This is a genomic window from Bacillus cereus group sp. MYBK108-1, from assembly GCF_051917185.1.
Taxonomy (GTDB): Bacteria; Bacillota; Bacilli; order Bacillales; family Bacillaceae_G; genus Bacillus_A; species Bacillus_A cereus.
The window spans coordinates 134,541-156,967 of record NZ_JBQAHZ010000011.1 but is presented as its reverse complement, the minus strand read 5'-3'; the positions used below and the strand labels follow the sequence as shown (position 1 = coordinate 156,967).

The window sequence follows — 22,427 nt, the reverse complement described above, 5'->3', positions numbered from 1 at the left end:
ATACATTTGATATAGTTGACGTTAAATAGTCGTTAATTAATGATAAGGAGTTAGAGAAAATGATGATAAAAATTGCAGTTGTCGGTTCAAAGGAGTTTATGGAGAACCTTTTTCCTATTGCTCAAAAATTAGAAGGAATAGAAATTGATCCATATATTTACCTTCATCCGGCGGAATCTTCTGAACTATTAAAGTGTTTAAAGCCTTGTGATGTCATCTTTTTCTCAGGTGCTTTACCTTATTATATGGCAAAAGAAATAAGAGAACAATTACGAATTCCAAGTACATACTTACAGCAAGACGAGACAACTGTCGCATCTTCAATTCTTTCTATCATGTATCATCAAAGTATTCAACCACATAACATTTCCATCGATTTAGTAGACCGCTCGTTTATTACAAATGTGTTCCATGATATCGGTATAAAAGAAAGCCCGCAAGTGTTGGATTATGAAAATATGCTGTGGAGTAAAGATGAAATAAATAGAGTTATCGATTTTCATGTAGCTAAATATCAATCTGGAGAGGCTCATTTAGCTTTAACTAGTATTCACGCTGTTTACGACGAGCTTCAAAAAATAGGTGTTCCTTCAGAGCGTATGATTGATCCAACACAATCCATTATACATGGGCTAAAAGATGCAAAAATAAAAGCTGAGTTAGCAAAAAGCTATTCAGCTACTGTTGGTGCTTGTATTATTTCTTCCTTAGAATTACGAACGAGTTTGCTTGAAAAACTAGATGTCATTTCAAAAGAACTACGTGGTTCATTTAAACAAGTGGATGAAATGACATGCATTTTGTATACAACTCGTGGTGATATCGAATCAATTATTAAAACAAATGCGATAGATAACTTGTTTGCGAGCGTAGAAGGAACGATAGCTATTGGATTTGGTTATGGGAAAACCGTGAAAGAAGCGGAGCAAAATGCAAAAATCGCTCAAAGTTTTGCAAAGAACAATCCAATAGATCGTTGTTTTTATATACTAACAAGTGATAAAGATTTGTTTGGTCCGTTCCCGAAAGAACAGAGAGTACAAAGTTTGAAAAATGATAATCCGGAACTAATGAAAATAGCGAAGGAAACAAAGCTTAGTCCGGCCAACTTGTCAAAAATCATTCAATTTAGTCAATCGCACCCGTCATTGAAGTTTACAGCAGCTGACCTTTCTGAGTACTTACAAGTAACTCGAAGATCGACAGAAAGGTTGTTAAAGAAATTAGTTGATTACGGGTATGCTCATATTTGCGGCGAGGAAATGCCCTATCAACAAGGGCGACCTCGCGCACTATATGAACTGAATTTACCGCTATTTTTAAGCTTCTAGTTGAGCTTTTTGTTTCTTTAGTAGTTCTGCTTTTTCAATGTCTGATAGTTTTACAATTGTGAAGCCTGTTATACCATAAATGATTGAGATAATAGGTACGATGAAATTTAAAATAGCATAAGGGGCATATTCAAATGCACCTACGCCAAGTGTAGCGAGAATAAATACACCGCACGTATTCCAAGGAACGAAGACAGAAGTTAATGTTCCGCCATCTTCTAATGCTCTGGATAAGTTTTTTGAATGTAGTCCTTTTTCCGTGTATGCATTTGCGTACATTCTTGAAGGGACAACAATTGAAATATATTGTTCAGAGCAAGTAAGGTTTGTTGCAAAACAAGATGCGATAGTAGAAGCGATAAGCCCTTTTGCTGATTTCGCTAACTTTAAAATTTGATTTACAATTGAGCGAAGAATACCTGTATGTTCTAATACTCCTCCGAAAGTCATAGCGACAATTGTCATAGAGACTGTATTCATCATCGAATCTAAGCCACCGCGGTTAAATAGTTCGTCTACTAGCTTGTTTCCAGTGTCTATAACAAATCCAGCTTGGAGTGCACCGACAGATGCTGAGACAGAACCACCTTGAATAAAGACTTGTGATAAGAATCCTAAAATAATACCGACGAGAATCGCTGGTATAGCAGGGACTTTTTTAGCGACCAATACCATAACGACTACGGGTATAATGAGTAGAAAAGGCGAGATAACAAAGTTTTGTTGCAATACTTGTAACGTTTGATCGATGCTCTTCGCATCAATATTGTTAGCGTCAAAGCTTTTTCCTAAGACTGCGTAGACGATAAGAGTAATAATTAAACCTGGAACTGTAGTAAATAACATATGACGAATGTGTGCGAATAAATCTGTATTTGTTAATCCTGCGGCTAAGTTAGTTGTGTCTGAAAGCGGTGACATTTTATCGCCAAAATAAGAGCCTGAAATAATGGCACCAGCAACCATTGGAGCTGGAATTCCCATACTTAGGCCAATTCCCATTCCAGCAACACCAATTGTGCCCATTGTAGACCAAGAGCTACCAATTGCTAATGCTACGATAGAACAAATGACGGTAATGGAAACTAAAAATAGTGATGGAGTCAAAAGTTTTAAACCGTAATAAATCATCGTTGCGACGATTCCACCGCCAATCCAAGCACCAATTGTTAAGCCAACAAGAATAATAATGACGATAGCGGGTAATGCAAGACGAATCCCTTTATACATTGCTTCTTCAAGATCATTCCATTTGTAACCGTAACGCCAAGCGACAATAGAAGCAACGGTTGTACCAATAATAAGTGGAACGTGAGGGGTTTGTTTTAATACAACAATTGTAACCATCATAACTGCAACGGTAATGATAATAGGGATAATCGCTATTCCAAAAGGTATTTTTTTTTTCATAAAGTTCCTCCTTGTTACGTATGTTTGTTTGTATTTTTAGAATTGTCGTAAAATAGACGTTTATTAGGTTATGATAACTAAAAGTTTATGTAAGCGTCAACATAAAAAACAGAAAATAAGGAATGTTCTAGTTGTTTGTTTAGTTTGTAATATAAGTGCAGAGTAAGCTTTTTAAGTATTTAAAAATAAATAATTGACTTTTTTCTTAAAATTCAATATGTTCATAAAAACATCTGTTTTTCATAAGTATAATTAACCCGAATCGTTTGTAATGTGGGAAGGAGACTGGAACGTTGAAAACATTAGAACTACAAGAGCGCTTAACGGAGATTTTTCAGCATTTACACGAAAACCCTGAAGTAAGTTGGAAAGAATATGAAACGACAGCGTATATTACTGACTTTTTAAAAGAAGAAGGAATTTCATATAGAACATTTGATGATTGTCCAGGTGTAATTGCTGAGATTGGAGGCGGGAATCCAGTTATTGCGATTCGTGCTGATATGGATGCACTTTGGCAAGAAGTAAATGGAGAATTTAAAGCGAACCATTCATGTGGCCATGATGCTCATATGACCATTGTAATGGGACTTATTTTACAATTGAAAAATATGAGATGGAAAAGTGGTACGGTTAGATTTATTTTTCAGCCAGCAGAAGAGAAGGGGAATGGTGCTTTGAAGATGGTGGAGAAAGGTGCTGTAGATGATGCTGATTTCTTATTTGGCGTCCATCTAAGACCAATTGAAGAACTATCTTTGAAACAAGCAGCCCCATCTATTCGTCATGGAGCAGCAGGATTTTTAGAGGGTATGATTCATGGGGAGGATGCACACGGGGCAAGACCACATCAAGGTGTGAATGCAATTGATGTCATTTCCATGATTAATATCGGTTTGAAAAATATTTGGCTGCCACCGCAAAGTTCTTATTCAGTAAAAATGACGAGATGCCAAGCGGGTGGTGATAATTTAAATATTATTCCGGGAAATGGTCATTTCAGTTTAGATGTAAGAGCAGAGAGTAATATACTATTAGAAGAATTAAAGAAAAAGATTGAGCATGTAATAGAATCAGCTGCATCGATGGGATCAAAAACTTCATACGAATGGATGGATCTTGCACCAGGAGCAGAGGTTTCCGAAGAAGCAGAGCGCTTTATGCGTAAAGGTATTCTCGAAGTGTATGGGGAAGAGAGATGCACAGGGCCTCTCTATACGACAGGAAGCGATGATTTCCATTACTATACAGTGAAAAGACCACATTTAAAAGCTGTCATGCTTGGACTAGGAGCAGACCTACAACCTGGATTACACCATCCGTATATGAGGTTTGATCATAGTTGTATTATGGATGGGGTAGAAATATTGAAACAAACTGTATTGAAAGTGTTAGAAGACAGGGGCTAGAGAGCTCCTGTTTTTTTGTCGTGAATTGTCGGCAAATCGATATATTTGAAAAACCGTTGATATATTTTGAGTTATGATAGATATATTGAGAAAATCGTTGATATATTTGAAGTTACGATAGATATATTAAGAAAATCGTTAATATAATTTCACGTACCTATTAATTTGATGAAAAATGAGCCTCCAGTACATGGTGTATAATAATAAGTACCATTTTTTAATAGGAGAAAACGAATGAACGAACAATATTACGATGCAGTTTTACATATAAAAACAGTCGGTGAGCAAAAAGGGTTTAACAAGTCTATGCATTATCATCGCTATGAACCGACACCGTATAGCGGGTTAGATGAGTTATTGAATCAATATGAAATACGAAGTAGCGACCGAATTGTAGACTTTGGGTGCGGAAAAGGGCGATTAAACTTTTATATGCATCATAAATGTGGTGCTTCAGCAGTTGGAATTGAAATGAATGAAGAGTTTTATAAAGAAGCGATGGATAATCGAGATCGTTATGCACGAAAGGCACGAAACAGTAAGGGGAAAATTCAATTCCAATGTTGTTTAGCGCAGGAATATGAGATTGATCCACATGATAATAGGTTTTATTTCTTTAATCCGTTTTCTGTGCAAGTGTTTATGAATGTAGTAAATAACATTTTGCTTTCAGTAGAAGAAACGGGGAGAGAAGTAGATATTATTTTATATTATCCTTCTGAGGACTATATTTTCTTCTTAGAAAATCAGACTGCGTTTGAGCTGAAGAAAGAAGTTAGATTGCCAGGTGCTTATGAGAAGAATGGGAATGAGAGGTTTTTAGTTTATAGATTGGAGTGTTAATGTATGGGGGCTTGGGGAGTAGCAATATTATCAGACGATATTGCTGAAGATATTAAGTTACTGTATAAGGATTTGTTAGCAAATGAATATTCAAATGAGGACGCAAGTAGGATTGTAATTGAGGAATACAAGAATGAATTAGATAATGAAGAGACTATTGTTTTTTGGTTAGTATTTGCTTCCATACAATGGAGGTTAGGGAGACTTCAAGAGAATGTTAAGCAGGAGGCATTGCAAATAATAGAAAGTGGTGCAGATTTAGCCCGTTGGGAAGAAGAACCTAAATTACAGAAGAAACGTGAAGTAGTTTTAAATAAACTAAGAGAGCAGTTACATTCTCGGCAGCCAGAAGCTAAAAAAGTGCCGAAAAGATTTATAGCTAATACTTCTTTAAAAGCAGGTGATGCTGTTAGTTATGAATTAGTATCAGGGAGTTGTATTATTCTTAAAGTCATTGAGATTATTGAGGAATGGCACGGAGATAGGTATCCTCTATTTGAAATATGTGACTGGGAAGGCAAAGAAGTTCCTTCAAAGGAACAAATTAACCAATTTGGTTTAAAGAAAAGGATTTATGAAGATGGAAAGCAAGAAATGATGAAACTTGCTATTTATCCTTCAGGAAAAAGAGATAATCCAACTAAGAGAATGCAAATAGTAGCAGAAAATGTAAAAGTAGTATTGAATGTAGGTACACCTTATACAGTAATGAGTTGGAAGGAACTTGATAACTATTTACATGAAATATAATAAAAAAGACGCGCTACCAATAGGTAGCGCGTCTTTTTTATTAGTTACGGATTAAGTAATCAAATGCACCTAAAGCTGCGTTTGCACCTGAACCCATAGAGATGATGATTTGTTTGTACGGATTATTTGTACAGTCACCTGCAGCAAACACTCCTGGTACGTTTGTAGCGCCGTGCTTGTCTGTTACGATTTCACCGCGAACGCGTTCAACTGTTTCGCCTAACCAGTCTGTGTTTGGTACAAGACCGATTTGTACGAATACACCTTGTAATTCAACGTGATGAACTTCTTCAGTTTCACGATCGATGTAAGAAATACCGTTTACTTTATCAGTACCAGTGATTTCTTTCGTTTGAACGTTTTTCAGAACAGTTACGTTTGGTAAGCTGTTAAGACGCTCTTGTAATACAGCATCAGCTTTTAATTCTGGCATGAATTCAAGAACAGTTACGTGCTTAACGATACCTGCTAAGTCGATAGCTGCTTCAATACCAGAGTTACCTCCGCCGATAACTGCTACGTCTTTTCCAGTGAATAATGGACCGTCACAGTGTGGGCAATATGCTACACCTTTATTTTTGAACTCAGCTTCACCTGGTACGCCAACATTACGCCAGCGAGCACCTGTAGAAACGATTACGCTCTTACTTTTCAGAATAGCGCCGTTTTCAAGTTCCACTTCAATAAGTTCTTTTTTCTCTAAACGTTTCGCACGTTGTAGATTCATTACATCGATGTCGTATTCTTTTACGTGCTCTTCAAGGCTTGCTACTAGCTTAGGACCTTCAGTCTTTTTCACGCTGATGAAGTTCTCAATGCCCATAGTATCCATTACTTGACCACCGAAGCGCTCAGCAACGATACCAGTGCGGATGCCTTTACGTGCTGCGTAAATTGCTGCACTTGCACCAGCAGGGCCGCCACCAACAACAAGAACATCGTATGGATCTTTATCAGAAAGCTCTGATGCATCTGGACCGTTACCCATTTTAGCTAAAATTTCTTCAAGTGTCATACGACCGCTTCCGAAAGATTCGCCGTTTAGGTAAACAGTTGGTACTGCCATAATGTCTTTGCTTTCTACTTCCTCTTTGAATGCAGCGCCATCAATCATAGTATGTGTAATACCAGGGTTAAGAACGCTCATTACGTTAAGAGCTTGTACAACATCAGGACAGTTATGACAACTTAGGCTGATATAAGATTCAAAATGATATTCGCCTTGAATGTTTTTAATTTGATCGATTAATTTTTGTTCAACTTTTGGAGCGCGTCCACTTACTTGTAGTAAAGCTAACACTAATGATGTAAATTCGTGTCCTAATGGAATACCAGCGAATACGACACCAGTGTTTTCACCAGGGCGGTTTACGCTAAAGCTTGGTGTTCTCTCTAATTCAACTTTTTCTACTGTAATCTTAGATGACATAGTAGCTAATTCGTCTACTAGAGCTAACATATCTTTAGATACGTTATCGTCTCCTGCGCTTACTTTAAGTAAAATATCGTTCTCCATTAATTGAAGGTATTGGGATAGTTGTGTTTTTATATCTGCATCTAGTATCATTTTGATCGAACTCCTTAGATTTTACCTACAAGGTCAAGGCTTGGTTTAAGTGTTGCAGAACCCTCTTGCCATTTAGCTGGGCAAACTTCACCTGGGTTGTTACGTACGTATTGAGCAGCTTTAATTTTGTTAACAAGAATGCTTGCGTCACGGCCGATACCGTCAGCATTGATTTCCATAGATTGGATAACGCCGTCTGGATCGATGATGAATGTACCACGAGCAGCAAGACCTTCTTCTTCCATTAAAACGTTGAAGTTTGTAGTGATTGTGCGAGTTGGGTCACCAATCATGATGTACTCGATTTTGCCGATAGTTTCTGAGCTATCATGCCATGCTTTGTGAGTGAAGTGAGTGTCTGTAGATACAGAGTATACTTCAACGCCTAAGTCTTTTAGAGTTGCGTATTGGTTTTGTAAGTCTTCAAGTTCAGTTGGGCAAACGAATGTGAAGTCAGCTGGGTAGAAACAAACTACACTCCATTTTCCTTTTAAACTTTCGTCAGTAACTTGGATAAATTCTCCATTATGGTAAGCATTAGCTTTAAACGGTTTTACTTCTGTGCCGATTAATAACATGTTAAAATTCCTCCTAAATGTTGGTTTTGAGCATCAAAAAATAGTGTGCTCATAAAATATATTTTTTAATTAACTATAATAATTCTAATTCGATATTAATTATCATATAGAAGTGGTTATTTTGTCAAGAGAATAAACCAACTTTATACCAATTTAATTAATATTTATTCTCAATTAAGACTAACAGGGAATGGAAAGGTAATTTTAAGTCTATAAATTTTAGATGAGTAGTTGAAAGTTTAGTGTGTATGTTAGAGATAGTGTGTAAGTTTAATTTCTTAGGAAGGAAATATTTCTTAGAAGTTGTGGTTTTGAAAAGGAACTGCTTATTTCTATTTTACAAAGAATTGTGCGATAAATAAAATAAAATGAATCGAAATCTTTTTGAACAATTTTTGTCATCTCAAATATATAATTAGGAAGTATATTACGATGATAGTTAGAAATATTGACTCAAAGTGCTAACGAGATATAATAAAACCTAGATATACCTTTCAAAAAGAAGAATACATATTTATAGGATGAAAAAATTCAACCTATTATTTTTTATAGCTTTTAGAAAACGCTTACAATTGGTATGGAGGGGAAACCATGTCTAAGTTCACAAAGTATTTTTTAATGGAAGCTAAAGATGTGATTGCATATGTGAAAGAGAAATTATCTAAGTTTGAACATGCAAAGGGGCTAAAGTGTAAAGAAATAGGTGATGGCAATTTAAATTATGTGTTCCGCGTTTGGGATGAAAAAGAGAACATGTCTGTCATCGTAAAGCAAGCTGGGGATACAGCTCGCATTTCAGATGAGTTTAAGTTGTCGACGAATCGTATTCGCATAGAATCAGATGTTTTGCAGTTAGAGGATGAGTTAGCACCTGGACTTGTTCCTAAGGTGTATTTATTTGATAGTGTGATGAACTGTTGCGTAATGGAAGATTTATCGAATCACACAATATTACGTACAGCACTTATAAATCATCAAATATTTCCGCGGCTTGCTGACGACTTAACTACTTTTATGGTAAATACACTTTTGTTAACATCGGATGTTGTAATGAATCATAAAGAGAAGAAGGAACTTGTGAAGAATTATATAAATCCTGAATTATGTGAGATTACAGAGGACCTCGTATATTCAGAACCATTTACAAATCATAATAAGCGTAATGAGTTATTTCAGTTAAATGAGGGATGGATTAGGGAACATATTTATAGTGATAAAGAGCTTCGTATGGAAGTAGCGAAACGTAAATTTTCTTTTATGACGAATGCACAGGCATTACTTCATGGTGATTTACATACTGGTTCTGTTTTTGTAAGAGATGATTCTACAAAGGTTATTGATCCTGAGTTTGCTTTTTATGGACCTATGGGATATGACGTTGGGAATGTAATGGCGAATTTAATGTTTGCTTGGGTGAATGCAGATGCAACGATGTCACCTGGAGCTGAGAAAGATACGTATATGGATTGGTTACAAACTACGATGGTAGAGGTAATTGATTTATTTAAGCAGAAGTTTTTAGGTGCTTGGGATATTCATGTGACCGAGATTATGGCGAAGGAAGAAGGCTTTAGCGAAGTCTATTTGCAATCTGTATTAGAGGATACAGCTGCAGTGACAGGTCTGGAATTAATTCGCCGTATTGTTGGATTAGCGAAAGTAAAAGATATTACTTGTATTGGGAATGAGGAAGCACGTGCTAGAGCGGAGCGAATTTGTCTTCAAGTAGCGAAGGGTTTTATTTTACGAGCGAATCAATATAGAACGGGCACAAGTTTTGTAGAAACGTTAAAAGAACAGTCAATGCACTACGCGAAGTAAGGGGAGAATATGATGGAAGAGCAATTAATACCAATTCAGTGGAAAGATGATGCTTTAGTTTTGTTAGATCAAACGTTATTACCAAATGAAATTGTCTATGAATCTTTTAAAACAGCTGAAAGTGTGTGGGATGCGATTCAAGTAATGAAAGTACGAGGTGCACCCGCGATTGGTGTTTCAGCTGCTTATGGAGTGTATTTAGGGATAAAGGAATTTGCTGAAAGTACGGAAGAAGGATTTATGGATGAAGTAAGAAAGGTATGTACATACTTGGCGACATCAAGACCGACTGCCGTAAATTTATTTTGGGCACTTGAAAGAATGGAAAGTGTAGCGACAGATAATATTCATTTATCAATCTCACAGCTGAAAAATAGATTACTAGAAGAGGCAAAAGAGATTCATAGAGAAGATGAAGAAATTAACCGTCAAATTGGAGAACATGCATTAACATTATTCCATGATGGAATGGGAGTATTAACACATTGTAATGCTGGTGCGTTAGCGACAACTAAGTATGGTACCGCGACAGCTCCCATGTACTTAGCGAAAGAAAAAGGATGGGACTTAAAAATCTATTCTGATGAAACACGCCCTAGATTACAAGGTTCAACGTTAACAGCATTAGAACTGCAGCGAGCAGGCATTGACGTTACTGTTATTACAGATAATATGGCGGCTATGGTCATGTCACAAGGGAAGATTGATGCGGTAATTGTTGGATGTGATCGTGTGGCAGCAAATGGTGATGTAGCAAATAAAATTGGCACATTAGGCGTATCTATTTTAGCTAAGTACTACAACATTCCGTTTTATGTAGCAGCGCCAACACCGACAATTGATTTAAAGACATCGACAGGAAAAGAAATTCCGATTGAAGAAAGAGATGCTTCTGAAGTGATTAATCGCTTCGGAAAATATTCAGCTCCGAAAGAAAGTAAAGTATATAATCCAGCATTTGATGTTACTCCACATGAAAATGTAACAGCGATTATTACAGAAAAAGGGATTGTAAAGGCACCGTTTACGGAGAATTTAAAAAAGCTATTTCAATAAGTAGATAAATGTAAAAGTCAGTCATCATAAGCTTCATACTTAGGGGGATGTATATGTTATTACAAAAAGAAAGAGAAGAAATTGTAGCGTATGGAAAGAAAATGATTTCTAGTGGTTTAACAAAGGGAACGGGCGGTAATATTAGTATCTTTAATCGTGAACAAGGTCTTGTTGCGATTAGCCCAAGTGGTTTAGAGTATTATGAAACAAAGCCTGAAGATGTAGTTATATTAAACCTAGATGGTGAAGTAGTAGAAGGAGAGAGAAAACCATCAAGTGAATTAGATATGCACCTTATTTACTATAGGAAGCGTGAAGATATAAATGCGCTTGTGCATACACACTCTCCTTACGCGAAGACGATTGCATCATTAGGATGGGAGCTTCCTGCTGTATCGTATTTAATTGCTTTCGCAGGACCGAATGTGCGCTGTGCACCGTATGAAACATTTGGTACGAAGCAATTAGCGGAGGCTGCTTTTGAAGGCATGATTGATCGCCGTGCTGTTTTACTTGCAAATCACGGTTTAATTGCTGGTGCAAATAATATAAAAATGGCGTTTACTGTTGCAGAAGAGATTGAGTTTTGTGCTCAAATTTATTATCAAACGAAAAGCATTGGGGAACCAAAGCTATTGCCAGAAGATGAGATGGAGAATTTGGCGAAGAAGTTTGAAGGGTATGGGCAGCAGTAGAATGAAACAAAGACACCCTCAAGAAAAGATCTTGAGGGTGTTTTTTACGCTTTTTTAAGCAACAAATACATAAAGTAAGGAGCCCCAATTAAAGCAACGACAATACCTGCTGGAATGCCATTAGGATCAACGATATTTCGTCCGATTGTATCTGCTAATAGTAATAGCCATCCGCCGATTAAAAGGGCGATAGGCATGAAGATTTGATGTCTTGGACCTACTAAAGATTTCGCGATATGAGGAGCCATTAATCCGATAAAGCTAATTCCTCCTGTTACGGAAACAGCTGCAGCTGCAAGTGCAACGGCTGCAACTAATAAGTACCTGCGTTCTTTTTCAATTTCAATTCCAACGCCAATTGCGACTGGTTCGTTTAATGCTAAAATATTTAATCGATTTGCTTTATAGAAAATAAACGGAATGAATACGATTAACCATGGGAGCATTGCTAAAACGAAGATCCAGTCATCTCCCCAAATATTTCCGGCAATCCATTTTGAAATAAAGTCTACTTTCATACGATCCGCGGATGAAATAAGGACAATCATCGTTCCAGATAGTGCAAATGCAAAACCGATACCGGTTAATGTTAATCGGATTGGTTGAAGTCCAGTTGATTTACTATATGAAAATACGTAAATTAGAACAGCTGTCAGAAATGCTCCGATAAATCCAACTACAGGTAGTAAGTAAAGAAATGAACCTACATCTATTGGAAAGTATAAAAAGAAAATAGCAACAGCAACACCGGCCCCAGAGTTAATACCAAGAATACCAGGTTCAGCTAAATCATTTCGGGTAATTCCTTGCAGAATAGCCCCTGATAAAGCGAGAGCCATACCAGCTAATAATGTAATGATAATTCTAGGTAGTCTTAAAGAGTATAAAACAAACTCCTCTTTAAAAGTCCCTTGCCCCATTAATGTTGGGAGTAGTCGATCATAAGATAAAGACGCTGAACCAAGTCCCATTCCAACTACAATGGTTGTGATGATTACTATAAGTAAAGCGAGTATAATGAGACGCTGTTTTCTTAAAATAGATTGCATCATGAGAATGTTTTTCCTCCTTTACGTACAATGAATAGGAAGAATGGTAACCCTACAATCGCAACAATTGCCGCAACTGGTGTTTCGTATGGAGCGTTAATAGTACGTCCGATTGTATCTGCAAGTAGCATAAAGGAAGCTCCAGCAATTGCTGACATCGGTATAACAAATCGGTAATCTGGACCGACAATTGGGCGTACCATGTGAGGTACCATTAAGCCGATAAATGCCATATTTCCAACAAGCGCTACAGATGCACCTGCAAGTAAGATAATAATGATAAATAAAATAGTTTTAATAACAATAATTTTTTGACCTAGTCCAATAGCCACTTCTTCACTGAAACTAAGAACTGTCAATTTTTTTGCTAGTAAGATAGCGATAAAGATACTAATTGAAATGACTGGAATAATAATTTTTAATTGGCTCCAAGTTGTTCCAATTACGCCCCCAGCAGTCCAAAGTGATACATCTTGTGAAATTTTAAAGTAAATGCCGATTCCTTCTGAAATTGCGAGTAGAAATGCTGAAACTGCAGCGCCCGCTAATACAATTCGAAGAGGAGAAAGGCCGCCTTTTTTCACCATACCAATTCCAAATACCATAATTGCGCCAATTGCCGCACCGATAAAGCAAGCTAATGTTAAGTAAAGATAGCTGATGGAAGGGTTGAAAGCAAGTGTCAGTGCAAGCGCAGCATTTGCTCCACCAGATAGCCCTAATAATCCAGGATCCGCAAGTGGATTTCGTGTTAATCCTTGCATAATTGCCCCAGAAACGGCTAATCCAGCTCCTACAAAAATAGCAGCAACTTCACGTGGTAAACGTATTTCTCGAATAATAGATATTTTGTCTCCTTTAGCGGAGGAAGTGAGTGCTAACCATACATCTTTTATCGAAGTATCTGCAGCACCTAATACCATTGCAACCATAAAAATAAGAAAGAATGCAATTAAGCTTAAAATTAGCTTGTATGTAAAAGCTATAGAACGTGGATTGTCATGATCTTTTGTCATTCGTTTCACATCTTTTCTGTTCATAGAATAAAGGAAGAGGAATTCTTAAATTAAGAATTCCTCATGTTTGTATTATTTACCAAGAAAGCTCTTCTTGAAGAAGTCTAGTTGGAAATCTAATGTAAGTGGATCATTGAAATAGAATTCCATCATGTTTGCTTCATATACGCGATTATTTTTTACTGCTGGGATGTTTTTATATGATTCTGTCTCTTGGAATGAGTTATCAGTATCTTTGTTTTTACTTACGATTAAGTAATCACCAGCAAATTCAGGTAATACCTCAGTAGATAATGCGTAGTAACCTTCTTTTAATGCTTTTTCTTTTACTTTTTCAGGCATTTTTAATTTCATTTCTTGGTACAGGATTTCTGTTCCACGGCCCCAGTTCTCGCCGTATACATAAAGCTGTTTGTTGAAGTTTTCTACAACAGAAACTGTTGCATCTTCACCGATTTTTGCTTTAATTTCTTTACCAGCTTCTTGTGCACGTTTCTTGAAGTCATCAACCCAAGTTTTTGCTTCTTTTTCTTTATTTAATAACTTACCGATTTCTAAATGCTGTGTTAAGTAATCAACTTTTCCGTAAGTGTATGTTACAGTAGGCGCGATTTTCTTTAACTTATCGACATTTTTAACATTTGATAAACCGATGATTAAATCTGGATTTAGTTCAGCGATTTTTTCAACATTTTCATCAGATACTTCAGCAACATCTTTAAGTTTGCTATCAAAACGTGGGTTTTGTTTAGACCATGAATCTACTCCAACAAGATTTACACCTAATGACATTACGTTACCAGCGAATGATGATAATACAACAACGCGTTTTGGATTTGCAGGAACTTCTACTTTTTTACCATCTTCAGATTGGTATGTAATTGTTTCTGATTTGCTACCTTTTGCATCGTTCTTTTTGTCTGTAGAGCTATTGCTACAAGCGCTCATAACAAGAACGAAAAGGACTGTTAGTGAAATAAATAACTTTTTCATCGTCTTTCTCCTTTAACATAGATGATATGTGTATACAATAATTTGTTTAACTGCAATCTTTTTGAAATAGTAGTGGTAATGCAAAATAATTTATTAAAGATCTTGAATATGAGATTTTATAATATAGTAATAACCATATTAATGAAAGAAGATGTAATCTCAAATTTGCTAATTATTAACAAAATGATAATGATTATCACTATTGATTCTTTAAATAATATAATTTTATATAGGTGTATTGTCAATAGTAATTTTGATTGTAAATTTTGCGGAAACAGGTTATATTTTATTGAGAATGATAATCAACGATTAATAGCTGAGGAGTGAGCACGAATGAATCGAGAAGAATTGTTTGATGTAACCGTGATAGGCGGAGGACCTGCAGGGCTTTATTCAGCTTTTTATAGTGGACTCAGAGAAATGAGAACGAAAATAATAGAATTTCAACCACATTTAGGTGGAAAAATACATGTGTATCCGGAAAAAATGATTTGGGATGTAGGAGGACTATTGCCAGTTACAGGTGATAAGTTAATTGAACAACTTGTACAGCAAGGGTTAACATTTAAGCCGGAAGTTGTATTAGATACAAAAGTAGAATCGATTATTCGTAATCAAGATGGTACTTTTACATTAAAAACAAGTACTGGCGAAGAACACTTTTCAAAAACAGTTATCGTCGCAACAGGAAGTGGTATATTAAAACCGCAAAAGTTATCTATTGAAGGTGCTGAGCGATTTGAAGTATCGAATTTAAATTATACAGTTAAATCTTTAAAGCGTTTCAAAGGTAAAACAGTTATTATTTCCGGTGGAGGCAATTCTGCTGTTGATTGGGCAAATGAATTGGAACCAATTGCGAAAAAAGTGTATGTAACTTATAGAAAAGAAGAATTATCTGGTCATGAAGCACAAGTAAAACAACTTATGAACAGCTCAGCGGAGTGTTTCTTTAATACATCGATTACAAAATTAATTGCCGGTGATAATCATGAAGCGATTGAATATGTAGAATTAACAAATCATGAAACAGGTGAGGTTTCTCATTTACCTATTGATGAAGTTATTATTAATCATGGATATGAACGCGACATTACATTATTAGAAAATAGTGAGTTAGACGTTGCAATTATAGATAATTATTATATTGCAGGTAATGCAAATAGTGAGTCTTCAGTAGATGGATTATATGCTGCTGGAGATATTTTAAAGCACGAAGGGAAACTACACTTAATTGCAGGTGCATTCCAAGATGCTGGAAATGCTGTGAATAAAGCAAAACAATTTATCCAACCAGATGCAAGTGAGTATGGAATGGTTTCTTCTCATAATGAAGTATTTAAGAAGAGAAATCGCGAACTGATTAAGCAGATGATGAAATAATAAGGAACAAGTATACCCCCACGTATTTCTCTATTCAAGTGAATGAGAGATGTACGTGGGGGTTTTCCTGTTTACTATATTTTCTATCATTATAATGACACCGGTTTCATCAGTTCATATGATATGAACATTTTATTGGTAAAGCATCCTAGAAAACAATTTAGCTATGTTTTGCTTACACAGAACATGGCTAAATTACGCTGTCCCTTTAGCGCGTTTATTAGGAAATGGCATATTTAGTATAGAAGCAATATACTGTTTTCCGTGTTTTCGAGCCAATGATTCTAATATTTGACGGACGCGTTTTGTAAGATGACCTTGTTTTTGGATGGCTTCACAATATGCGTCATAGAAGGCATATTTAGCCCAAAGGAAATCATCTTGTTGGAATAAGAAATGATTTTTGTACCATTCACCAATTGTATGATAACAATTGTTTTCATGTATTGCTGTGCTTTGAGAAAGAAAACGATCAGATAAAGATACATTCAAATGAGAAATTGTGTTTTCTGTTTCAACTTGTAGTGTTTTTTCTAACATTGTAATGATGTGACGAGTAGCCATATGTTAACTCTCCTTTGTGTAAATGGGTAATACCATTCTATATTTAAAAAATTCTTACTATATAATACTATACAATATATGGAATGCATCTACCTGCTTTTTGAACTGCATTTACAAAATCTTTTTTATTTGTTTACAAAAATAAAGTAAAGTAAGATACAGTATAGATGAAAAAATAATAAAGGAATGAACGCATTGTATATAACAATAGAAGAGACTGCGGAGTATTTGAATTTACCAAAATCGTATATTGAAGAGTTAATTCAGCAAAAGAAAATTCGTGCGCTATTCGATGGAGAGCAATATTTAGTAAATAAAGAACAATTCAATACGCATTTAGAACAAATGGAGAAATATAAGCAATTAGTGGAAGAAATATTGAACGAACCAATTCCAGAAGATATGGATGTTAAAGACGAAGATTAAACTATGGGAAATCCCTTATGAAGATATGCAGAAATGTATCTTCATAAGGGATTTTTTGTTTGAAGATATCAAAAACATAAGGAGTTCTTAGTCTTTCTTCAAATTTTGATAGGTAGTAGTCTACCATGTTAAAAGCATATTTTTTTCTAGCTAGGACAAACATAGAGAACGTAACCTGTACAGATACATATACTATCAGTGCAAAAGCTTATAAATTAATGGAAGGGGTTTTCTCGTGAGTTTATTTCATTGTGATTTTCTGAAAGACTTAATTGGATCTTTTGTGAGAGTAAACAGGGGTGGTCCAGAATCTCAAAAAGGAACAATAATATCAGTATGTCAGGACTACTTCGTATTGAAGAATGAAAAAGGTGAGCTTTATTACTATCAACTTAGCCATCTGAAAAGTATTACGAAAAATGCAAAAGACTGTGGATCAAGTGATTACGATTGGGAAGATTGCGAATGTGCAGACGACTTTGAAGCACTACTTCTAAGCTTCAAATACTGCTGGGTGAAAATTAATCGCGGCGGTCCAGAGAAAGTGGAAGGCATTTTACAAGATGTTTCTTGTGACTTCGTAACATTAATCGTAAAAGAAGAAATTATATTAATTGCAATAAAGCATATTAAAAGTGTTAACTATAATGCTTTAGCATGCGGAGAGAGCGATGAGAGCGACGATAGTAAGGAAAGTAGCGATAATTCAGGTCGTGCTCGTGCACAAAGACAATCAAGTAGAGGAAGATAATAAGAAAGGGGGATACGAAATTGGAGAATGTATTATGCTGTGACCAAATTAAATGTTTAGTTGGTGAGACTGTAAAAGTAAACCTTCGTGGACCAGAAAGTCGAGTTGGTGAGCTCGTATCGTTAGGAAAAGATTATCTAACGTTACAGTTACCTCATGGTGAATTAGTATATTATCAGTTGAAACATGTGAAGAGTCTAGTGAAGAAAGTGAAAGAAAGTAAATGTGGCGATTGCTATAGTTCATGTTTCTGCTCTGATGAGGATACTTTTTTAGATATATTAAAAGACTTGAAGTATAAGTGGGTAAAAATTAATCGTGGCGGTCCAGAGTGTGTGGAAGGTTTATTAAGTGAGGTACACCATGGCTGTATTACACTAGTAAACGGTGATGAAGTTATTTATGTAATTAAGTCTCATATTAAGAGTGTGAGTCAAGTAGTTAAATGTAAAAAGAATGAAGATGAATAATGTTTAATAAATAAGAGGGGCATTATGAGGGAAAGAGAAGAACAATTTCTTATTTCGATAGTATGAAAAGGAATTACTTACTATTAAAACAGAACTTTGCCCTGATTATTTTTTTAGAAGTGGAAGACAGATAAGAAGAAATTCATAGGAAGGAGGATATAGATGAATGAGTTAAACAAAAGTATTGGAGAAAATATATATGTTAAATTAATTGGTGAAAAAAGATTTAAAGGTGTATTAATAGATGTAGGAAATGATATCGTTGTTCTTTACAATGGACAAGACTATGTATATATATCTTTATATCATGTACAATACTATAAATTTTTAAGACCATATGACGAAGAAATATTAAAACCAGATGTTGATTCTGTAATTAAGAGGGAATCCCCTTCAATTTCTTTGAGAAAAGTATTAAGTACTTCTAAAGGAATTTTTACAGAAGTTTATGTAGCAGGAAGTGCTCCAATACATGGTTATGTTACAAGTGTGATGAATGATTGTATTGTTTTTTATAGTCCGGTTTATAAAACGGTATATATATCTTTAAAACATTTAAAATGGTTAATTCCGTATAAAGAAAACCAAGTGCCGTATGCCCTCAATAAAAATGAACTCCCCGTAAATCCGTTAAATATTACATTAGCTCGAACGTTTGAAGAACAACTTATTAAAATGTCTGGCAAAATCATGGTGTTCGATTTAGGTGAGGAATCTAATAAGATTGGAAAGATGGCGAAAATTGATGAAGGGCATATTGAAATATTAAAAGCACGTGATGCGAAAATGTATGTAAATATTCAACATGTAAAATCTGTCCATTGTCCGTAAGCTAGTTGAAAAAGGGCTGGCTTTTTCTTTTATATGCAGAAGAAAAGGTCGAGCCTATTTGTTTAGCTCGATTTGAATATGAGGGGAAAAATGAATTGAACATAAATATATTATGGTATGATTTTTTTGGAAAATTTTGCACAAATTTATAAAGAAATGTGTACGAGCTATCTTTTTATGTATTCAATTTATTTTTTGAGGAGGAGCTGCTCAACTAATTTATTAAAGGGGTTTTGTTGGTGGAGCAGTTTCTAAATCCGTTATCGATTACATTACTTGGTAGTGCTGGTGGAGCAGCAAAAGCAGTTTTAGCAATTTTAAATCAAGCGATAGCAAATGAAAAAGATCCAATTTATGAAGTATTAAAGAATGCTAAATTTCATTTGGTGGATATAAAACAAAAAGATAGGAATTATTATGATGAATTGTTTTCGAATTTGAAAGATCAATTATATATATATGAAATAAACCTTCAAAATGTAGTGGAATTTAAACAACATTTAAAAGAAAAAAGAACGAGTGTTGTGATTGATGTTTCAGGGGCAGATACAATTAGAGTATTAAGCTGCTGTAATGAACTAGGAATTTGTTATATTAATTCAGCCTTGGAAAATGAGGCAGTAGATCAGGACGATAGCTTAATCGGTTTTCAGCTTACGGAAAGATATACAAGGTTTGAGAAGGAGAAAGAGAAATTTACAAATACAAAAGCGATTATAGGTTCAGGTATGAATCCAGGTGTTGTTCAATGGATGGTTGTTGAGCTTATGAAGGAACGACCAAATGAAAGGCCAAGAGCATGTTATATTGTAGAACATGACACATCATTTTTGAATGATACAGCACTTATAAAGCCACATACACTTTATGCTTCATGGGCAGTAGAGCGATTTTTAGATGAAGCGATCTGGAGTTATCCGATGTATATGAGTCATCATCGTCCTCTTTACTTTTATGAAGATGTATATTCTTCAGAGTATAAAGTGAAGTTAGGAGAAAAAGAATTCTATGGTTGTTTAATGCCACATGAGGAAGTATTAATTTTAGGGAAAAACTTCAATATGGAAGTTGGTTTTCTTTATCGAATTAATGAGTATACAACAAATATAATTAGACAGAACTTAGATCAAGTAGAAGATTTATGGAACTGGAATCGTAAAGTGTTTAATCCAGCGGAAGAAGAGGTTGCTGGAGAGGACTTGGTCGGTGTGTTACTCGTTTATGAAAATAGTGAGACATATATGTATAATGTGATGAATAGTAGCCAAGTTTTTCGTAAATATAAAACGAATGCAACGTATTTTCAGGTAGGGTGCGGGATTTATGCGGGCTTGTCCAGTTTACTTTTAGATCAATTCGAACAAGGTGCTTATTACGTCGAGGAGTTGTTATTAAATACCGAAAGTAAGTACGGTGAGTATTTAAATTTATATATGAAGGATTTTGTAATGGGGCATAATAATTTTACGGATGGATTGTTACATGACAGGGTAAGATGGATGTAAGTTGTTACCAAAAGGAAGGAGAGATCTCCTTCCTTTCAGTATTATAAGGTTAAATATTGCCCTGAAAGCAATTTCATACTTATACTTTAAGGAGATAACAATGAAAGTTTTTTGTATCGATCAAGGGGAGTTTTTATATGAATAAATACAAGAGCTTGATTTATGAAGAAAGAAGAGCCTTAAAGGTATTTATATTATTATTTTATATTATATTCTTTTTATATGACGCTATATATTATTTTGTATATCCTGCTATGAATATTAGTGGAACAGCGGTAGGTTGGCCAGAAGGTAGTCTTGGGATAGGTGTGCCTATATTTGTAATAGCATTATTTCCTATTTCTATATATCTTCAAAAAAGAGGGTATGTATATTCTGTAAAATATTTATTTTTATTTGGGTACATGTTTATCAATCTTGTGAATAATTTAATGATTTATTTGCGAACGGATAGACCTTTTGAACATGGCAGTATGGTAGAAATGTTATTAATTTTATTTGCCCCAGTTTTCGTGAATAGAAAATACTTTTATTTAGTGTCCTTTAGTGTAATTGGAAAGTACGTATTTTTCACATTGTTATTACAAGATTTAAAAGTGATAATTCCACTTGTTTTATGTGTATTTTATTTCATTATTTCACATTCTTTATTAAAACGATTTCAATCTTATGTAAGAACAGTGGTTGAAATGATGAACAATATGAAAGAGACGGAAAATTTAGCTGTGATTGGGACTATGTCTACAACAATTGCTCATGAAATTCGAAATCCGTTAACAGCGTTAAAAGGGTTTACGCAAATGCAAAAAGAAAGAAATCCAACTGATACTATGAGCTACGACATTATGCTACAAGAAATTGAAAGAGTCAATGGATTTGTTAGTGAATTGATGTTGTTAGGAAAACCAAAGCCAACAAATTATGAAAGGTGTAATATACGAGACATCCTTCTATATGTTGTGCATCTAATGGAAAGTTATGCAACGCAATATAGAGTTAAATGTCATTTACAAGTAGATGGGAATTTACCGGCTATAAACGGTGATGATAAGCAATTAAAACAAGTGTTATTAAATATCATTAAAAATGGAATAGAATCGATGCCAGAGGGTGGAGAAATTCATATCCGTGCATATCAAAAAACGCAAGGACATTTGTGTATTTCTGTTGAAGACCAAGGATTTGGTATAGAGAATGAGAAGTTAGAAAAAATTGGCAAGGCATTTTACACAACAAAGGAGAATGGTACAGGACTTGGATTAATGATTACATATAAAATTATTAAGGAACATCAAGGGAGTATCACGATCCAAAGTAGTGTAGGAGTAGGAACGAAAGTAGAAATTTTTTTGCCGACCTTTTAATGTATTGGGAGAAAAGATTTTTCAGAAAAGTGTTCTTGTTGTGTAAATATAAACATTTTATAAAATGTTTCAAGAAGGGTTTTTTTTATAAAATACTTCGTTTATAATGGAGGAAAATATCGACATGAGATTGATTGCTCATGTAGCGGTTCAGTAGTGTTATGAAAAGATAAGAAGGGGTGCACACGCATCCTTTTTTCTATGCAGATATTATGAAAGAGGTGGTATGATGGAATTAACATTAAATTCGACTGTATGTTTACACACGATTCAATTTCGAAAAGAGCAAAAGAATTATATTGTAAAAGATACAATTACAGGAGAAAAATATGAAATGCCGCCACTTTGGATTGATGCATTGGCAATGATGCGTGACGGTTTTTTATTGGGGGAAATTGAGGAGAAATTAAAAGAAGAGTATCCATCCGAAGAAGTGAATATGTTAGCATTCACGAGGCAACTGTTAGAACTAGAACTTGTTGAAATGGTAGATGGAGAAGAGATAGCTTGCACAAAGAAGAAAGAGATAGATTGTTTAGCTTGGGTGCGTCCTCGTGTGGAACAATTCTTTCTTAATTTAAATAGAAAATATAGAAGCAAAGACCAGTAGTGGCC

22 protein-coding genes are annotated in these 22,427 nt (G+C 35.0%); 15 read left to right on the top strand and 7 right to left on the bottom strand.

Features of this window, described 5'->3' with window-relative positions; genetic code table 11:
• Window positions 1-59 precede the first annotated feature (59 nt).
• A complete protein-coding gene (locus ACTFSL_RS17090; RefSeq protein WP_000972811.1) occupies window positions 60-1,331 on the top strand; it encodes a hypothetical protein in 1,272 nt (423 codons plus the stop codon).
• Here ACTFSL_RS17090 and nhaC read toward each other — a convergent pair.
• On the bottom strand, window positions 1,320-2,741 hold the full coding sequence (gene nhaC, locus ACTFSL_RS17085; protein ID WP_440042107.1) for a Na+/H+ antiporter NhaC: 1,422 nt from the start codon (window positions 2,739-2,741) through the stop codon (window positions 1,320-1,322). The two genes, ACTFSL_RS17090 and nhaC, sit on opposite strands and share 12 nt — an antisense overlap.
• A 293-nt stretch (window positions 2,742-3,034) precedes the next feature.
• Between nhaC and ACTFSL_RS17080 the strand changes: the two genes are divergently transcribed.
• The 3 genes from ACTFSL_RS17080 to ACTFSL_RS17070 all read left to right on the top strand — a co-directional run bounded on the left by ACTFSL_RS17080 (window position 3,035) and on the right by ACTFSL_RS17070 (window position 5,743).
• Window positions 3,035-4,150 (top strand): M20 peptidase aminoacylase family protein, encoded by a 1,116-nt coding sequence (locus ACTFSL_RS17080; protein WP_000853516.1) that lies wholly within the window; start codon window positions 3,035-3,037, stop codon window positions 4,148-4,150.
• A 234-nt stretch (window positions 4,151-4,384) separates the two neighbouring features.
• Window positions 4,385-4,993: an SAM-dependent methyltransferase gene (locus tag ACTFSL_RS17075; RefSeq protein WP_001005624.1), complete on the top strand. Its 609-nt coding sequence runs from the start codon at window positions 4,385-4,387 to the stop codon at window positions 4,991-4,993.
• 3 nt (window positions 4,994-4,996) lie between these two features.
• Entirely contained in the window at window positions 4,997-5,743 is a 747-nt protein-coding gene (locus ACTFSL_RS17070) for a hypothetical protein (RefSeq protein ID WP_000501503.1), read from the top strand.
• 40 nt (window positions 5,744-5,783) lie between these two features.
• On the opposite strand, the gene ahpF is transcribed toward ACTFSL_RS17070, so the two are convergent.
• Both ahpF and ahpC read right to left on the bottom strand, forming a co-directional pair.
• Window positions 5,784-7,310 carry an alkyl hydroperoxide reductase subunit F gene (ahpF, locus tag ACTFSL_RS17065; RefSeq protein ID WP_000599508.1) on the bottom strand — a complete coding sequence of 509 codons (1,527 nt, stop codon included), beginning with the start codon at window positions 7,308-7,310 and terminating at the stop codon, window positions 5,784-5,786.
• 14 nt (window positions 7,311-7,324) lie between these two features.
• Window positions 7,325-7,888 (bottom strand): alkyl hydroperoxide reductase subunit C, encoded by a 564-nt coding sequence (gene ahpC / locus ACTFSL_RS17060; protein ID WP_000924420.1) that lies wholly within the window; start codon window positions 7,886-7,888, stop codon window positions 7,325-7,327.
• Window positions 7,889-8,479: 591 nt separating this feature from the next.
• On the opposite strand from ahpC, the gene mtnK reads away from it, so the two are divergent.
• From mtnK to ACTFSL_RS17045, 3 genes are read left to right on the top strand one after another with little or no spacing between them, the layout of a single operon-like run.
• Window positions 8,480-9,709 carry an S-methyl-5-thioribose kinase gene (gene mtnK / locus ACTFSL_RS17055; RefSeq protein ID WP_119682878.1) on the top strand — a complete coding sequence of 410 codons (1,230 nt, stop codon included), beginning with the start codon at window positions 8,480-8,482 and terminating at the stop codon, window positions 9,707-9,709.
• Between the two features lie 9 nt (window positions 9,710-9,718).
• Window positions 9,719-10,765, top strand: a complete 1,047-nt coding sequence (gene mtnA / locus ACTFSL_RS17050) for an S-methyl-5-thioribose-1-phosphate isomerase (protein ID WP_002025237.1) — start codon at window positions 9,719-9,721, stop codon at window positions 10,763-10,765.
• A 53-nt stretch (window positions 10,766-10,818) separates the two neighbouring features.
• Window positions 10,819-11,460 (top strand): L-fuculose-phosphate aldolase, encoded by a 642-nt coding sequence (locus ACTFSL_RS17045; RefSeq protein WP_000926557.1) that lies wholly within the window; start codon window positions 10,819-10,821, stop codon window positions 11,458-11,460.
• Between the two features lie 44 nt (window positions 11,461-11,504).
• On the opposite strand, the gene ACTFSL_RS17040 is transcribed toward ACTFSL_RS17045, so the two are convergent.
• The 3 genes from ACTFSL_RS17040 to ACTFSL_RS17030 are packed head-to-tail and all read right to left on the bottom strand — an operon-like array spanning window position 11,505 to window position 14,518.
• Complete coding sequence (locus ACTFSL_RS17040) at window positions 11,505-12,512, bottom strand: FecCD family ABC transporter permease (RefSeq protein ID WP_065481845.1); 1,008 nt, start codon at window positions 12,510-12,512, stop codon at window positions 11,505-11,507.
• Window positions 12,509-13,549 (bottom strand): FecCD family ABC transporter permease, encoded by a 1,041-nt coding sequence (locus ACTFSL_RS17035; protein ID WP_002025239.1) that lies wholly within the window; start codon window positions 13,547-13,549, stop codon window positions 12,509-12,511. Before ACTFSL_RS17035 ends, ACTFSL_RS17040 begins: the two co-directional genes overlap by 4 nt.
• Window positions 13,550-13,597: 48 nt before the next feature.
• The gene (locus ACTFSL_RS17030; RefSeq protein WP_000732597.1) at window positions 13,598-14,518 is read right to left on the bottom strand and encodes an iron-hydroxamate ABC transporter substrate-binding protein; all 921 of its coding nucleotides are present in this window, start codon (window positions 14,516-14,518) and stop codon (window positions 13,598-13,600) included.
• Between the two features lie 333 nt (window positions 14,519-14,851).
• On the opposite strand from ACTFSL_RS17030, the gene ACTFSL_RS17025 reads away from it, so the two are divergent.
• Window positions 14,852-15,901, top strand: coding sequence for an NAD(P)/FAD-dependent oxidoreductase (locus ACTFSL_RS17025; RefSeq protein ID WP_001078299.1), 1,050 nt, complete (start codon window positions 14,852-14,854; stop codon window positions 15,899-15,901).
• Window positions 15,902-16,096: 195 nt separating this feature from the next.
• On the opposite strand, the gene ACTFSL_RS17020 is transcribed toward ACTFSL_RS17025, so the two are convergent.
• Window positions 16,097-16,465, bottom strand: a complete 369-nt coding sequence (locus ACTFSL_RS17020; protein ID WP_000235476.1) for a hypothetical protein — start codon at window positions 16,463-16,465, stop codon at window positions 16,097-16,099.
• Window positions 16,466-16,651: 186 nt separating this feature from the next.
• Here ACTFSL_RS17020 and ACTFSL_RS17015 point away from each other — a divergent pair, with 186 nt between their 5' ends.
• From ACTFSL_RS17015 to ACTFSL_RS16985, 7 genes are all read left to right on the top strand, one after another.
• Entirely contained in the window at window positions 16,652-16,891 is a 240-nt protein-coding gene (locus ACTFSL_RS17015; protein ID WP_002025240.1) for a helix-turn-helix domain-containing protein, read from the top strand.
• 235 nt (window positions 16,892-17,126) lie between these two features.
• Complete coding sequence (locus ACTFSL_RS17010) at window positions 17,127-17,642, top strand: spore coat protein (protein WP_440042106.1); 516 nt, start codon at window positions 17,127-17,129, stop codon at window positions 17,640-17,642.
• A 20-nt stretch (window positions 17,643-17,662) separates the two neighbouring features.
• Window positions 17,663-18,112, top strand: coding sequence for a spore coat protein B (locus ACTFSL_RS17005; protein WP_000432509.1), 450 nt, complete (start codon window positions 17,663-17,665; stop codon window positions 18,110-18,112).
• 162 nt (window positions 18,113-18,274) lie between these two features.
• Window positions 18,275-18,943: a DUF2642 domain-containing protein gene (locus tag ACTFSL_RS17000; protein WP_440042104.1), complete on the top strand. Its 669-nt coding sequence runs from the start codon at window positions 18,275-18,277 to the stop codon at window positions 18,941-18,943.
• A 239-nt stretch (window positions 18,944-19,182) separates the two neighbouring features.
• A complete protein-coding gene (locus tag ACTFSL_RS16995) occupies window positions 19,183-20,448 on the top strand; it encodes an S-adenosylmethionine decarboxylase related protein (RefSeq protein WP_440042103.1) in 1,266 nt (421 codons plus the stop codon).
• Window positions 20,449-20,585: 137 nt separating this feature from the next.
• Window positions 20,586-21,812: an ATP-binding protein gene (locus ACTFSL_RS16990; protein ID WP_440042102.1), complete on the top strand. Its 1,227-nt coding sequence runs from the start codon at window positions 20,586-20,588 to the stop codon at window positions 21,810-21,812.
• A 229-nt stretch (window positions 21,813-22,041) separates the two neighbouring features.
• Window positions 22,042-22,422, top strand: a complete 381-nt coding sequence (locus ACTFSL_RS16985) for a hypothetical protein (RefSeq protein ID WP_000424116.1) — start codon at window positions 22,042-22,044, stop codon at window positions 22,420-22,422.
• The last annotated feature ends 5 nt before the right edge of the window (window positions 22,423-22,427 follow it).